The following is a 14,948-nucleotide window of genomic DNA, read 5'->3' as shown; positions in this document are numbered from 1 at the left end:
TAAAAACATGGTTTTTTATTAATCAGATATTTACTGTTATTCTTTATGTTCTGTACGGATAACATCGCGAATATCAAAACCTAATGTTTTTGCATAATTTAGATATTCGTCAACCACTTCTTGTTCAGGATGAGGTGTTCTTGACAATACCCAGAGATATTTACGAGAAGGCTCTCCCACTAAAACAGTTTGATAGTCTTCATCTATTTTTAAAATCCAGTAATCCCCACGAATAACGGGAATCCATCTCACAGCTTCCGGTAAGAAACTCACCTTCAATTTCGTGTTATATGGCGGATTTACGACAAAGGCTTCACCAATAGATTGCTGTAATTGTTTTCTATTGTCATAACAGCGATTATCTACAACCACATTTCCATTTTCATTTAAGGTGTAAGTTGCAGATACGTTATAAGCACATTTTTTTTGAAAAAAAGCAGGCTTACGGGCGACTTCATACCAGACACCTAAATATCGGTCCAGTTCAACTTTATAAACGGTTTGTAAAGGTTTCGGCTGAGCATAGACATACGTTCCAACAGCTAAACCAGCCAAAACAACACCGCCCAACGCAATTTTAGCCAAACGCCAACTGGCTTGCGGAACATTATTTCGAAATGCCATTGTTGCCCTCAACGATTAGTTGTGAATACAAAAGAACTCAAACACCTACAGTAGCTTGTTTTTTAAACACATTATGTAGCGTTATGTATTCGTTTATTGCAACATCTGCGCTTTTAATCGAATGATTTCATCACGTATCCGCGCTGCTTGCTCGAACTGCAAATCTTTCGAGGCCTTTAACATATCTTTTTCAAGCTTAGTAATATGTTTACTAAACAGTTTAGGATCTGAAAGAATATGTCTTTCATCGGCACTCAATGCTTGTGCTTGTTCAAGTACTTTTTCATCAATCTCGTCGTCTGAAAGTACCTCACCCGAGTCAATTTCTTTGACAACCTGACGAACAGCACTACGTGGCGTAATACCATGCAGCTCATTAAATTCAATTTGTTTGGCTCTACGGCGATCAGTCTCATCTATTGCTTTTTGCATAGAATCGGTAATTCGGTCAGCATATAAAATTGCTTTACCTTTCACATTACGCGCAGCACGACCAATCGTCTGAATAAGTGAACGTTCCGAACGTAAGAAACCCTCTTTATCTGCATCTAAAATAGCAACCAAAGAAACTTCAGGCATATCCAGACCTTCACGTAGCAGGTTAATGCCGACTAAAACATCAAATACACCTGTACGTAGTTCATGAATAATTTTGACACGTTCAACCGTATCAATATCTGAGTGGAGATAAGCGACCTTAACACTATATTCTTTTAAATAAGAAGTCAGGTCTTCTGCCATACGCTTTGTTAAAGTGGTAATTAATACCCGTTCATTCAAGTTCTTACGAATATTAATTTCAGAAAGAACATCATCTACTTGGGTTAAGACAGGACGAATCTCAATTTCAGGATCGATTAGACCTGTTGGACGTACCACCTGTTCAACGATTTGATCTGACTTTTCTAATTCATATTTAGCAGGTGTTGCACTTACAAAAATAGTGGTCGGTACAATACGCTCCCACTCTTCAAATTTCATAGGGCGATTATCAAGCGCACTTGGTAAACGGAACCCATAATTCACTAAGTTTTCTTTACGTGACCGGTCACCTTTATACATCGCTCCAATTTGCGGAACAGTAACGTGTGATTCATCAATAATGAGCAAAGCATCTTCTGGAATATAATCGAATAAAGTCGGCGGTGCTTCACCAGACGGACGTCCTGACAAATGACGCGAATAGTTTTCGATACCATTGGTATAACCCAACTGTTGCATCATTTCCAGATCGTAACGTGTCCGTTGCTCAATACGTTGTGCTTCAAGCAATTTGTCATGTTCACGGAAGAATTTGAGCTGATCTTGTAATTCATCTTTAATTGTATCAATGGCACGGGTCAAATGATCTTTTGGTGTCACATAGTGGCTTTTCGGATAAATCGTTATCCGAGAAACTTTACGAACCATTTTCCCAGTTAGCGGGTCAAACCAACGGATTGAATCGACCTCATCATCAAATAGTTCAATACGAATCGCATGTTGATCAGATTCCGCTGGGAAAATATCAATAATTTCGCCGCGAATGCGATAAGTACCACGTAAAAATTCAAGTTCATTGCGCGTATATTGCATTTCAACCAATCGGCGGATGATTTCATCACGGCTTACTCGGTCGCCCTCAACCACATGCAGCAACATTTGCATATAAGCATTAGGATCACCCAAACCATAAATTGCAGAAACCGATGCCACAATAATTGCATCACGACGTTCTAATAAAGCTCGTGTTGCTGATAATCTCATCTGGTCAATGTGATCATTAATGGCTGAATCTTTTTCAATAAACGTATCCGAAGATGGAACGTAAGCTTCTGGTTGGTAGTAATCGTAATAACTTACAAAATATTCAACCGCATTATTGGGGAAGAAAGATTTAAATTCACCATAAAGCTGGGCAGCCAAAGTTTTGTTGTGGGCCATCACAATTGTAGGTCGCTGTGTTTGGGCGATCACATTTGCCATGGTATAGGTCTTACCTGAGCCCGTTACCCCTAGCAATAACTGATTACGAAAACCATGCTCGATACCATTGACCAGCTTTTCAATTGCCTGTGGCTGATCACCTGCTGGCTGATAATGAGTGACCAATTCGAAAGGTTGATTTTCGTTCAAAGTTATCTCTCTTTATGAAAAAATTGAATTTAACGTCTCCCCTTTTAATGGGGGTTTTTATCTTAATTTAAAGTGCAAATTGAGTTGGAAATTCAATGTAAAAGATTAAGCATCTTAACACTTGACCAATACCATAATCAGTTGCAACATGAAGCTATCCATTAAATAAAAAGCATAACCATGACCTATCAATATCATGATGAAAGTATTGTAACCGAACTTCCAGAAGATACAGTTTTTGTATTTGGAAGTAACCTTGCTGGACAGCACGGTAGCGGTGCAGCACGCGTTGCCAGTCAACACTTTGGAGCAGTTGAAGGTGTAGGTCGCGGCTGGGCTGGTCAAAGCTTTGCAATTCCAACTTTAAATGAACATATCCAACAAATGCCGCTTTCTCAAATTGAGCACTATGTTGAAGATTTTAAAATATATGCAAAAAATCATCCTAAAATGAAATATTTTGTCACTGCCTTAGGTTGTGGCATTGCAGGTTATAAAGTTTCTGAAATTGCACCACTGTTTAAAGATATCCATCACAACGTTATCTTTCCAGAATCTTTTAAACCTTATGTTGAAGATAATGCAGTTTCTGAATTTCCGACATTAACCCAAAAGATGGTGAAAAGTTTCATTAATGATGATGTTATTTTTTACTTTAATCATGGAAGTGAATCTTTTGAAGAAGCCTTAGATAAAACAGATTTATCAAGTGCCGAAAAAGCCATTGCTCTTATTGTTTTAAATGAAGAGCTATACCCTCGGGATCGTTATGGCCGAGGCCGTGATCATGAGCTTAGTGATATTTTAGGTAAGCTCAACGGTAAAATTTTTGATCTGCATGGAAACTCCGAGGGTGCCATGATTTTTGTGAGCGCAGTCGTTGCACTCATGGAACTTTACGATTTTGACGAGCAAGACTTTATCAAGCTATGGCGTGGTGAAAAGAATATTGATCACCCTATTAATCGTTAAGTTTTCTTATAAATTTATGAGCTAAGCAGATAATATCTGCTTTCTCATTATTCTATTTTTACTTACATTTAATTTTCTTATTTTTAATTATTCTAATAAATTTAAGTTCTTTATATTCCCAAATCTTAATTTTTCTCATTATACTTTAAGGCAAACTGAATACTTAAAGAAACATATGGAAACTTTAGATTCTTCAATTTTTGACCTTAGCCCAATTCCCATGTGGATTGAGGATTTCAGTGAAGTTAAACAACAATTTGATTTATGGAGAAATCAAGGTATTGAAAACCTCCATGAATTTTTAAGCCAAAATAAAAATTTAATTATTGAATGCGCGCATAAAATTAAAATTGTTCGTGTGAATCAAAAAACATTAGAACTTTTTGAAGCAAAAACTCAAGAAGAGCTATATTCGAATTTAAATCTTATTTTTAAAAAAGAAATGTTCGAATCACATATTAATGAATTAGAAGAACTATGGAACGGTAAAACCCATTTTTCAAGTACGACTGTAAATTACACCTTATCAGGTAAACGTATTGATGTTCAGTTAAGAGGCTCAATTTTACCCGGTTCTGAATCTACCTTTGAGCGTGTATTAATTACCACTGAAGACATTACGCCTTATCAAAATGCGCTTCGTGAAGAAGAAAAAAATCGTCGCTTGGCTGAGTCGATGTTTATCTATTCACCTACGTCTCTGTGGGTCGAAGATTTTACCCGTATTAAAAATAGAATTGATCAACTCAGATTATTGGGTATTGAAGATTTTAGAACTTTTCTAGATGTTCATCCTGAATTTGTCCGTCAGTGTGTAGAAGATATTCTAATTTTAGATGTTAATCAGGCAACTCTTGATTTATTTAAGGCCCCTGATAAGTCTACCCTTCTCAGAAATACACATAAGATTTTTGCTGAAGAAATGATTGAAACATTTCGCGAGCAACTCATCGAATTATGGCAAGGTAATATTCATCATAAACGTGAAGCCATTAATTACGCTTTAGATGGTCAAATGAGAAATGTATTACTTCAATTTACCGTTTTTCCCGGATACGAAGAGACGTGGGGACTGGTACAGGTTGCACTTACAGATATTACCGCGCGAAAAAAAGCGGAAAACTATCTTGAATATTTGGGGCAACACGATGTGCTGACCAAACTATATAACCGTGCTTTTTTTACAGAAGAACTTAACCGTTTAAACCGAAGCATTATTCGACCTGTTTCTTCAATTTTCTTAGATATGAATGGATTAAAAGAAACAAATGATCAGTTTGGTCACGATATTGGGGATGGTTTATTGCGTCGCGTTGGAAATATTTTAACTCAGGCCATTTTAAATACGCCCTATACGGCTTCTAGAATAGGTGGCGATGAATTCGTGATTTTAATGCCGGGGGCAGATGAGGCGAATGTTCTTATTATGCTTCAAACCATTCAGGAGCTTTTTAATATCGACAATCAATATTATTCAAGCCACCCCATTAGCATCGCAATTGGACATGCGACAACTCAAGCAAATGAACAAATTGAGGACATGTTAAAGCGAGCTGACCATCACATGTATCAAAAGAAAAAAAACTACTATCAGGAAATTTTATTTAATCAATAAAAAAACAGGCATATTGCCTGTTTTTGAGCTTAACGTTTTCCCATAGAACGACGAGTACCACGTGGAGGCATCCATGTTCTATCTGCGTATTGCTCTGGTTTCGGACGCACTTGGTTGTGTACCGCGTCGTCGGCTTCATTGCTTTCATTCGGCATTGGGAATGGCAATTTCACCAAAGCCTTTTTCTGTTTTGGCTGTTGCTCAGTCATGATTCATTCTCGAAATTTCGATTGCGACTTATTATAAATGATTTTTGTCATTTCTTTCCAAAAAAGCTTCAATTGAATAAAACAGCAACAACATCTTTCTTAAATCAAACTTTTTTACATCTAAAAATACCCACATCCGCAAATTGCTTAATTTTTGCGATAAGATAGTATGCTTTTTATTTTTTAATCCCATAAGAGGAATATAGCCGTGGACGTACGTCTTTCTGATCGTGTCAATGCCATCAAACCGTCCCCTACACTTGCTGTAACTAACAAAGCTGCTGAACTTAAAGCTGCTGGCAAGAATGTGATTGGTTTAGGTGCTGGCGAACCAGACTTTGATACCCCGCAACACATCAAAGATGCTGCAATTGAAGCGATTAATAATGGTTTCACCAAATATACGGCTGTAGATGGTACTCCTGGGTTAAAAAAAGCAATTATTGCTAAATTTAAGCGCGATAATAATCTTGATTATCAAGCGAATCAGATTTTGGTTTCATGTGGTGGTAAGCAAAGCTTCTTTAACTTGGCACTTGCTCTATTAAACAAAGGCGATGAAGTTATCATTCCAGCACCTTTCTGGGTAAGCTATCCAGATATGGTCATTATTGCTGAAGGTACTCCAGTCATTGTGAAATGTGGTGAAGACCAACGTTTCAAAATCACTCCTGAACAATTAGAAGCGGCTATTACACCTAACACTCGTTTAGTTGTATTAAACAGCCCATCTAACCCAACAGGTATGATTTATAGCAAAGCTGAATTAGAAGCTTTAGCTGAAGTATTACGTCGTCACCCACAAGTATTTGTTGCATCTGACGATATGTATGAACCAATTCGTTGGGAAGATGAGTTCTACAACATCGCAACTGTTGCTCCAGATTTATATGATCGTACGATTGTTTTAAATGGTGTTTCTAAAGCATATGCGATGACTGGTTGGCGTATTGGCTATGCAGCCGGTCCAGCAAAAATCATTGGTGCAATGAAAAAGATCCAATCACAATCAACTTCTAACCCAACTTCTATTTCGCAAGTTGCTGCTGAAGCTGCATTGAATGGTCCACAAGATGTTTTAGAGCCAATGATTGAAGCGTTCAAACGCCGTCATGACTTAGTTGTAAACGGCTTAAATGACATCAAAGGTATCTCTTGCTTACCTGCTGATGGCGCTTTCTATGCTTATGCAAACATTCGCCCTCTTATTCGTGCAAAAGGCTTAAAATCTTGCACAGAGTTCTCTGAATGGTTATTAGAAGAAACTGGCGTAGCAGTAGTACCTGGTGATGCATTTGGTTTAGGCGGTTTTATGCGTATTTCATATGCAACAGCTGACGAAGTACTTGTTGATGCGTTAGCTCGTATCAAAAAAGCTGCTGACTCAATTGAAGGTGTAGATGCTGCTATCGCTTCAATTGAAGCTGAAAAAGCTGCGAAATAATCTGCATTTTGCGTAAAAAGGGTTCTCTTTAGAGAACCCTTTTTTTATTGATCTATACTTTATTTTTCTTCGGCATCATATAAATAACCAGAAAAATTCCAAACAAAACCATAAAACTAGACAAAATCACTCGCCCTGTTACAACTTCATTCACAAATAGACTTCCACCTAAAATTGCCAAACATGGCACACTCAACTGCACGGTACTGGCCGTCACTCGATCAATATGCTTCAAAATTGCATACCAAACTACATAAGCCCCGCTTGAAGTCACACCACCAGACAAAATTGCTAATACCCAACCTTGCAAATCAATATACCGCTCTTGGTTAAGCAATATATTTGCCAACAAAACGATTGGTACAGCCAATATAAAATTTGCCAATGTACTACCGACAGGCTGCGTCATATTACGGCCAGCAATACTATATCCAGCCCAAGCCAAACCAGACAGCATCATAAGCAAAGCATACTTCCAATCAGGTGCATGAGCACCGGGTAATAGCAAAACAATGATTCCAGCTAAAGCTATACATAAACCGATACCACGGTATATGCCAATCTGCTCCCCATGCAAATAACCGTAAAGGACCATGGTCAGCTGTACAACACCAAATAATAGTAAGGCACCAATACCAGCATCTATTTGAAGATAGGCACAGGAAAATGCCAAAATATAAATCGCTAGAAAAAATGCGTTTTTAAAATTCCAATGAATATGAGTTTGAGGCGATCTGGAATGAAAAAATAGCGCTAATAAAACAACTGCCCCACTCACTACCCTTAGTAGGCTAAAACTCATTGGGTCAATATGATGCCCTGCCAGAGCCAAACGGCACAACACAGAATTTGCTGCAAAAGCCACCATCACAAGTGCAATTTTGAAAAGCATTATCCGTATGTTCCTGCTATTTTTTATAGTGTATAAGAAGAACCTCTTATCTATCTAATTCATTATGCAACTCATTTAATTCAATTTTTATAATAAAGAAATTTTATACTCGATAAACCAGTTTCTAAGTTTCAACTTATCAGTTCAATCTTTAACTATAGAATTGACATATCGATGACTTAATAATAGGCTAACATCAAGTTCTATTTTAGAACTGAAAGAATTAAAGGACTTAAAAAATGAAAAATCCGATGGAAATGACTGGCCTTGAATTTTTACAAGCCATGATAGAAGGCCATATTCCAGCAGCAAGTATTACTAAAACTATACCTATGCAACCTAGTGAAATTTCAGAAGGATCTGTGACCTTTAAAGCACAAGCGGATCATAACCATCTCAATCCACTCGGTGGCGTGCATGGTGGTTTTGCTGCCACAGTCCTAGATTCGGTAACTGGCTGTGCAGTACATACGATGTTACCTGCGGGTGTAGGCTATGGCACAATCGATCTTAACGTGAAAATGTGCCGCCCTATTCCAAAGAATCATCCTTTAATTGCGATAGGAAAAGTCATTAACTTAAGTAAAAATTTAGGTATTTCTGAAGGAAAGATTATTGATGAGGAAGGTAAACTGTATGCCTATGCTACAGCAACCTGCATGATCATTCGTCCATAATCATTAAAGGCAGCCTTAGACCGCTGCCTTTTTTATTGGGTAATCTGAAGTATCTGGACGTTCACAAGTTTGTGCAATCACATAGGGTGCCCAAATATTTTTGAGTTGAAGTTCTATAATTTCTTGATGCTCGGTAGACCAAGCTAAAACTTTGTTTTTGCCTAGCAACAACTCCCCTTCTAACTGAAAAATATATAAAGCTTTAGAAGGGTTTAATACTTTCGAGCTTTTTAAAATTTTAAATGAACCATGCACATTCCATTTAGAACTTAACCAAAGCTGTAATAAATCACCTAAGTACAAATTCTGCTTTTTAAAAGGGTAAGCATTAGTCCAAGCACTTTCTACAAGTGTGTAATAAGATTCTGATTGAGTCAAAATATTAAGATAATTTTGTTGATAAAAATCAAAATTAGAAAAAATAGAGGCAACAGTAAGTGTTTTCATACTTATCTCCGATTTAGCCATTTTAGTGCTGGCAAGTTGGTTTAAATCCACACTGTTTGAATTTCTTCAAACGCTTGTTCTGTTTTGAATCTAGCAATTGAACTTTTAAAGCGCAAGTAATTTTTTAACTCACTGCCTAACTGGTTAAATAAAAGCCATACAGCACAAAAATGTAGTCAACATGACAATTTACACTTGACCCTTCTCAAAATCTCCTTATAATCGCATGCAGATTCTCCCATAGCTCAGTCGGTAGAGCGACGGACTGTTAATCCGCAGGTCCCTGGTTCGAGCCCAGGTGGGAGAGCCAAATACTAAAAAGCCCGCAGCATTAAAGCGGGCTTTTTTTTGCTTTAAATTTATCAATATCTATAAAAAATCCCCTATCAACACATAGAGGATTTAATTTTCATGCTTAAACGACTTACTTGATTTAATGATCTAATCTAAGTTTAAAAAATATATTGCTTTCTTAAATCATTATTCCATTTCAACTACTTTTAAAGGATTAAAAGATTGGGTGGTTGGCATCATTTCAATACGGTTAATATTAATATGTGAAGGTTGTGAAGCAACCCACGCTACCGTATTTGCAATATCTTCAGGCAAAATTGGGTTCTTTTTATCATACAGATTGTTCACTTTCTCTTGGTCACCTTTAAAACGCACTAAAGAAAATTCTGTACCGCCGCAAAGCCCCGGCTCAATATTAGTTACTCGAATGCCTGTACCAGACAAATCAGCTCGCAGATTTAAACTAAATTGCTCCACGAATGCTTTAGTTGCACCATAAACGTTACCACCCGGATATGGGTATGTACCTGCAATTGATCCCATATTGATAATTAAACCAGATTTTTTCTTTACCATATTCGGTAAAATTAACCGCGTAACGGTAATTAAGCCTTTAATATTGGTATCAACCATGGTGTACCAATCATCTAAATCTGATTTATCTGCTGACTCTAGGCCTAATGCTAGACCAGCATTATTCACCAATAAATCAATTTGACTAATTTGAAATTCGGCCGGTAACTCAACCAAGGCTTTATTTATATTTTCTACGCTATCTGTCATATCAAATACTAAGGGATAGAATTTTTCACCAAGTTCTTGTTGTAATTCTTTTAGCTTTTCTGCCCGTCTTCCACAGCCAATAACTTTGTAACCTAACTCAATCAGTTTTTTTGAAATACTATAACCAAAGCCCGCAGAGGCGCCTGTAACTAATGCTAACATTCTTATATCCTTGAAATATTCGACTAATTTAGTTGAACCGATTATGAACAAACTTATCTGTATATTTATATAATATTCGGTATTACTTTAAAAAATAAAAGAATTTTTTAAAATTAATTAGAGATAATAGAGTTTATGAAACTAAAAATATATAAATGTGATTTTATCAAGATTATGCAGTAATAAAAACTGCAATTTCATGCTAACTGCTTATAAAAATTAATTTAAAATTATAGAGTTAAAATAAAAAAGTTTATCTCGAAAGATAAACTTTTATTTAAAACTTCTAATATTATGCAGGCACGCCGCTGTGAAAACGGAAGGTATCATCAGGCGTTAAAATCAGATTCTTTTCAACCTCACGAATATGCTCAATGCGTTGCTGAATATCCTCTTTAGGATTTTTCATTTTTGCAGTTTTTGCAACATCAAGTGCAAGTGCCAAGTAGTCTTCAAAATGACGAGACTCCGACTTAAGCAAATAGCGATAATAGCGTCCTAACTCATCATCTACACGTGGTGCAAGTGCGTGAAAACGTTCGCATGAGCGAGCTTCAACAAAAGCACCTACCACAAGTACATCAATTAAAGCTTCAGGTTCATAAGTACGAATTTCTTTACGCAACCCACCAGCATAGCGCCCAGCACTTAATCCATCCCATTTCTGACCACGCTTGGCCATAAGCTCAAGCACTTGTTCATAATGGAGCATTTCTTCCCGTACCAGTTGTGCAAGCTTTACTTGCAAATCAGGGAAAAAGCTATAACGAAACATTAAGTTCATTGCTGTACTGGCTGCTTTTTTTTCACAATTAGCATGATCTTGCATCAAAATATCTAGATTATTGATTGCCTCATCTAACCATGCTTTTGGCGTTTGACAGCCTAAAAAAGCCAAGACAGGTTGCATTAATTCATCGTAATTGATACTCGACATAACCGATTAACCTGCCACCTGAATTGCTGCTTTCATATCTTTAACAGCTTGGACCAGACCTACAAAAATGCTATCAGCAATAATCGAGTGCCCAATGTTTAACTCGTGAATTTGTGAGATAGCAGCAATTGGAGCAATATTTTTAAGGTTAAGGCCATGACCAGCATTTACAACCAAACCTTTTGAAGCTGCGTATTCAACACCTTTGATAATACGTGCCAACTCAGCCTGTTGATCTTGCTCTGTTGCAGCATCTGCATATGCACCTGTGTGCAACTCAATCGTAGGTGCGCCACATGCAACTGCTGCATCAATTTGAGCTAAATCGGCATCAATAAATAATGATACGTCGCAACCAATAGCAGCTAAAGTCTGAGTTGCAGCTTTAACTTTTTCAAAGTTACCTACTACATCTAAACCACCTTCAGTTGTTACTTCTTGGCGTCTTTCAGGAACAAAGCATACATGCTGTGGCTGAATTTCTTTTGCAAACTCAACCATTTCATCAGTAACAGCCAACTCAAGATTCATGCGTGTTTTTAGTAATGGACGCATGCGGCGCACATCATCATCTTGAATATGTCTGCGGTCTTCACGCAAATGCAAGGTAATCCCTTCTGCACCAGCTTGTTCACAAATGAGAGCAGCTTCTACAGGGTCGGGATAAGTAGTACCGCGCGCCTGTCTTAAAGTAGCAACATGGTCTATGTTTACACCAAGCAATGCAGCCATAAATAAATCCTAATTACGATTGAGTTTGAGTGTTTTGAATCCACAATTGTCGACTTTTTAGGGGACGATCACCTAAAAGCGATGTAATCATTTGACGGTATAGTTTACCTAATAATTGCAACTGTTCGAGAGAAAAATCCTGCCCTTGCTCATAATCCAACATAGACAAAATCGCTTTCCCTGACAAAGAAGAACGACTCGCCTGTACAACAGGAGCGAAACCTTCTGTCACTTGAAATTGATAAAACTGATGAGCCTGTATCGGTTGTTGCTGAGTATCGACAGAGAAATCAATCGCGTATCCAAGTTCAGGAAGTAAAATATGCTCGAACTGACGCAAAATCTGCCTAAGAAAAAGGTCAGGATTTTCGTGGGAAGATAATTGTTGTAATTGAAGTAACGTTAACTGATATTGCTCAAACGTTTGCGGCATTGTCTCTTCTAACGGACAAAGTCTAAGAACAACTTCATTTAAATAAAATCCAGCAAAAAAAGCATCACCAAAAAAGAAAACAGGCTGATTTAAAATTTCAAGCTTCGTAAAGTTTTTCAGTTCACTTTTACCCGTGGCTTGCAAGCGGATAGGTTGATACTGAGGAGGTGGAGTCTGTCTTAAAATACCATCGACTCGCCCATACTCCTGAGTAAAAAGATGCACAATATGACTTTTTTCACGATACTTACGGTGATGAATCATATATCCGTGGAGGACTTCATTGCGCATCATAAAAAGAAACTATTCCTCAGATTCTTTTTCTTTTTTATCATCCTCATCATCACCGTCAGGAATTACCGCCCCTACAACAGCTGCTGTACCTTTAACAACACCTTTTGTAGTTTTGTAGGCGATACCTACTGGTACGGTTACAAGCTTATATATACAACCTTGTAACATCAATGTACATCCAATTATAGCGACCAATGATGTAATTGTTTTCATACCAGTATCCTTATCCTTTAGATATCACTATATCCTAAGCTTTTTAATGCACGCTCATCATCAGACCAGCCACCCTTCACTTTTACCCAAAGTGTGAGCATAATTTTTTGCTCAAACATCCTTTCCATATCTTTTCGGGCATCCATACCGATTGTTTTAAGCTTGGCACCTTTTTCACCAATCACAATCGCTTTTTGGCCTGCACGATCTACAAAAATCGTTGCATCAATATAAGTACAAGCTGGTTTTAAACGACCCGTTTTTTCATTAACAGCTTCTTCTTCCGTTTTGAAAGATTCAATTTGTACTGTTAAATCATAAGGTAATTCTTCACCTAACTGACGCATAATTTTTTCACGAATAATTTCGCTAGCTAAAAAGCGTTCAGAACGGTCCGTAATCTGATCAAATGAATACAAAGGCGCTTGATAAGGAAGATACTTCTCAATCGTTTCGCTCAAGTGTTCCAAATTTGCTCCGCGTAATGCAGATACAGGAACGATCTCGGCAAAATTCATAAGCTTGGCACGCTCTTGAATTAAAGGAAGAATATCTCTTTTCTCTTCAAAAGTATCAACCTTGTTAATCACCAAAATAACTGGCATTTCAGCATTCTTGAGCTTTTCAAGCACTAAGTCGTCATTTGGTGTCCACTTATAAGCATCAATAACAAATAAGACCAAATTAACGTCGCGTAATGCAGAATGAGCTGCACGGTTCATCATTTTATTAATAGCACGCACTTCTTTTTTATGCATACCTGGGGTATCTACATATACCGCCTGCATTTTTTCACGTGAATCAATACCAATAATTTTATGACGTGTTGTTTGAGGTTTACGCGAAGTAATAGAGAGCTTTTGACCTAGCAAATGGTTCATGAGGGTAGATTTACCCACATTTGGACGTCCTACAATCGCCACAAATCCGCTCTTAAAATCCGAAGGAATTGTTACGCCTTTGGAACTAAAAAATTGATCAATCAGATTATTAGGATCTTGGTTATCATTTGAATCTGGATTGATTTGATCAGAATGCATCGACATGCAGGTTATTGCTCCAATAACTTTAAAATTTCCGCCGCTGCTGCCTGCTCGGCAAAACGACGACTTGAACCCTCACCATAAATCCTTGATAAACCATCTATCAAACATTCAACTTTAAAGTGCTGGTGAGGTGCATCACCCTGAATATCTACAACCTCGTAAACAGGGAGAGGTTTTTTACGTGCTTGTAGATACTCTTGTAAACGTGATTTCGGGTCTTTAAGTTGATCTGTAGGTTCTATATGGTCTAAATAGGGTACATACCATTTTAGCACAATATCGGTAAGTAAGTTGAGATCACCACTATCAATATAAATTGCACCAATAATCGCTTCTACCGTATCAGCCAATATTGACTCACGATGATGACCACCAGATTTCAATTCACCCGTACTTAATATTAAACACCGACTAAGTTGCAAATCGGTTGCAATCTTACCTAAAGCTTCCTGACGAACTAAAGTCGCTCGCATACGCGTTAAGCGACCTTCATTTTCATTTGGATAGGCATGATATAGATAATTGGCAACAATCATGCCTAATAATGAATCACCTAAAAATTCCAAGCGCTCGTAATTGTATTTATGACTCACCGAACGATGAGTCAAAGCTAACTGTAACAATTCAAGCTGCTTGAATTGATATCCGATTCGACTCAATAAGCGAGGATCACTTAGTTTGAACTGATGTTTTATCAAAACTCTTCTCAAATGTTAAAACTAAATCAATATTTGATAAGAAAGGTTTTCTTACCTCATATTTCTTCTGGATTTTTAGACCAGACTCATTAAACACTTGCGCAATCTCTTTAAAATGAAGATCACGAATATTGTTCATTTCCAGTCGCTGATCCATTTGCGTCATAAACTTCTGCGGGGTGATGTCAGAAGAGCTTTCTTGTAAAAGCTCTTCTATTTGATTGTTAATCAATCGATCATCCCAATATGCTGGCCAAACTGCAAGTACAGCTTTTACTGCAATTGCAAATATAACCACCCCAAATAAAATTGCTAAATACGAAGTACCTTGTTGTGCCTTACGCATTTCTTTTTTTCCTAA

Annotated in this window: 16 protein-coding genes, 1 tRNA gene and 2 pseudogenes; 5 read left to right on the top strand and 14 right to left on the bottom strand. The window is 37.4% G+C overall.

The features are described from left to right. Window positions 1–36: 36 nt before the first annotated feature. On the bottom strand, window positions 37–624 hold the full coding sequence (locus FY048_RS00920; RefSeq protein WP_031949042.1) for a lipocalin family protein: 588 nt from the start codon (window positions 622–624) through the stop codon (window positions 37–39). A 93-nt stretch (window positions 625–717) separates the two neighbouring features. Further along, window positions 718–2,739 carry an excinuclease ABC subunit UvrB gene (uvrB, locus tag FY048_RS00915; RefSeq protein ID WP_446089794.1) on the bottom strand — a complete coding sequence of 674 codons (2,022 nt, stop codon included), beginning with the start codon at window positions 2,737–2,739 and terminating at the stop codon, window positions 718–720. Window positions 2,740–2,919: 180 nt separating this feature from the next. On the opposite strand from uvrB, the gene FY048_RS00910 reads away from it, so the two are divergent. After that, window positions 2,920–3,711, top strand: a complete 792-nt coding sequence (locus tag FY048_RS00910; protein ID WP_005038915.1) for an A1S_2505 family phage non-structural protein — start codon at window positions 2,920–2,922, stop codon at window positions 3,709–3,711. A gap of 175 nt (window positions 3,712–3,886) precedes the next feature. Further along, window positions 3,887–5,323, top strand: a pseudogene (locus tag FY048_RS00905) (diguanylate cyclase domain-containing protein); the annotation flags it as partial. Window positions 5,324–5,355: 32 nt separating this feature from the next. On the opposite strand, the gene FY048_RS00900 reads toward FY048_RS00905, so the two are convergent. Further along, window positions 5,356–5,535 carry a hypothetical protein gene (locus FY048_RS00900; RefSeq protein ID WP_252612335.1) on the bottom strand — a complete coding sequence of 60 codons (180 nt, stop codon included), beginning with the start codon at window positions 5,533–5,535 and terminating at the stop codon, window positions 5,356–5,358. Between the two features lie 208 nt (window positions 5,536–5,743). Here FY048_RS00900 and FY048_RS00895 point away from each other — a divergent pair, with 208 nt between their 5' ends. Beyond that, complete coding sequence (locus tag FY048_RS00895) at window positions 5,744–6,979, top strand: pyridoxal phosphate-dependent aminotransferase (protein ID WP_004790755.1); 1,236 nt, start codon at window positions 5,744–5,746, stop codon at window positions 6,977–6,979. 52 nt (window positions 6,980–7,031) lie between these two features. Here FY048_RS00895 and FY048_RS00890 read toward each other — a convergent pair whose 3' ends face one another. Beyond that, complete coding sequence (locus tag FY048_RS00890) at window positions 7,032–7,871, bottom strand: DMT family transporter (protein WP_446089793.1); 840 nt, start codon at window positions 7,869–7,871, stop codon at window positions 7,032–7,034. Window positions 7,872–8,110: 239 nt separating this feature from the next. On the opposite strand from FY048_RS00890, the gene FY048_RS00885 reads away from it, so the two are divergent. Further along, window positions 8,111–8,548 (top strand): PaaI family thioesterase, encoded by a 438-nt coding sequence (locus FY048_RS00885; RefSeq protein ID WP_446089792.1) that lies wholly within the window; start codon window positions 8,111–8,113, stop codon window positions 8,546–8,548. Window positions 8,549–8,563: 15 nt separating this feature from the next. On the opposite strand, the gene FY048_RS00880 is transcribed toward FY048_RS00885, so the two are convergent. Further along, on the bottom strand, window positions 8,564–8,995 hold the full coding sequence (locus FY048_RS00880; RefSeq protein ID WP_446089791.1) for a hypothetical protein: 432 nt from the start codon (window positions 8,993–8,995) through the stop codon (window positions 8,564–8,566). Between the two features lie 41 nt (window positions 8,996–9,036). Then, window positions 9,037–9,171: pseudogene (locus tag FY048_RS00875) on the bottom strand (hypothetical protein); the annotation flags it as partial. A gap of 58 nt (window positions 9,172–9,229) precedes the next feature. Between FY048_RS00875 and FY048_RS00870 the strand changes: the two are divergent. Continuing rightward, window positions 9,230–9,305 (top strand) — tRNA-Asn (locus tag FY048_RS00870). A gap of 170 nt (window positions 9,306–9,475) precedes the next feature. Here the strand turns inward: FY048_RS00870 and FY048_RS00865 are convergent. The 8 genes from FY048_RS00865 to FY048_RS00830 all read right to left on the bottom strand — a co-directional run bounded on the left by FY048_RS00865 (window position 9,476) and on the right by FY048_RS00830 (window position 14,933). Then, entirely contained in the window at window positions 9,476–10,234 is a 759-nt protein-coding gene (locus FY048_RS00865) for an SDR family oxidoreductase (protein ID WP_446089790.1), read from the bottom strand. Between the two features lie 292 nt (window positions 10,235–10,526). Further along, on the bottom strand, window positions 10,527–11,171 hold the full coding sequence (gene miaE, locus FY048_RS00860; protein WP_013197099.1) for a tRNA-(ms[2]io[6]A)-hydroxylase: 645 nt from the start codon (window positions 11,169–11,171) through the stop codon (window positions 10,527–10,529). Between the two features lie 6 nt (window positions 11,172–11,177). Then, the gene (gene pdxJ / locus FY048_RS00855; protein ID WP_016137382.1) at window positions 11,178–11,903 is read right to left on the bottom strand and encodes a pyridoxine 5'-phosphate synthase; all 726 of its coding nucleotides are present in this window, start codon (window positions 11,901–11,903) and stop codon (window positions 11,178–11,180) included. A gap of 13 nt (window positions 11,904–11,916) precedes the next feature. Further along, window positions 11,917–12,630 (bottom strand): DNA repair protein RecO, encoded by a 714-nt coding sequence (recO, locus tag FY048_RS00850; RefSeq protein WP_144732074.1) that lies wholly within the window; start codon window positions 12,628–12,630, stop codon window positions 11,917–11,919. 9 nt (window positions 12,631–12,639) lie between these two features. Further along, a complete protein-coding gene (locus FY048_RS00845) occupies window positions 12,640–12,843 on the bottom strand; it encodes an NF038104 family lipoprotein (protein ID WP_042898103.1) in 204 nt (67 codons plus the stop codon). Between the two features lie 17 nt (window positions 12,844–12,860). Further along, window positions 12,861–13,883 (bottom strand): GTPase Era, encoded by a 1,023-nt coding sequence (gene era / locus FY048_RS00840; protein ID WP_080645664.1) that lies wholly within the window; start codon window positions 13,881–13,883, stop codon window positions 12,861–12,863. An 11-nt stretch (window positions 13,884–13,894) separates the two neighbouring features. Next, complete coding sequence (gene rnc, locus FY048_RS00835) at window positions 13,895–14,587, bottom strand: ribonuclease III (protein WP_016137378.1); 693 nt, start codon at window positions 14,585–14,587, stop codon at window positions 13,895–13,897. Beyond that, window positions 14,559–14,933: a DUF4845 domain-containing protein gene (locus FY048_RS00830; RefSeq protein ID WP_446089789.1), complete on the bottom strand. Its 375-nt coding sequence runs from the start codon at window positions 14,931–14,933 to the stop codon at window positions 14,559–14,561. The genes rnc and FY048_RS00830 overlap by 29 nt, the downstream gene beginning before the upstream one ends. Window positions 14,934–14,948 lie beyond the last annotated feature (15 nt).

It is taken from the genome of Acinetobacter sp. 1124_18A, assembly GCF_052824995.1.
This window is presented reverse-complemented; position numbering and strand designations above follow the sequence as displayed.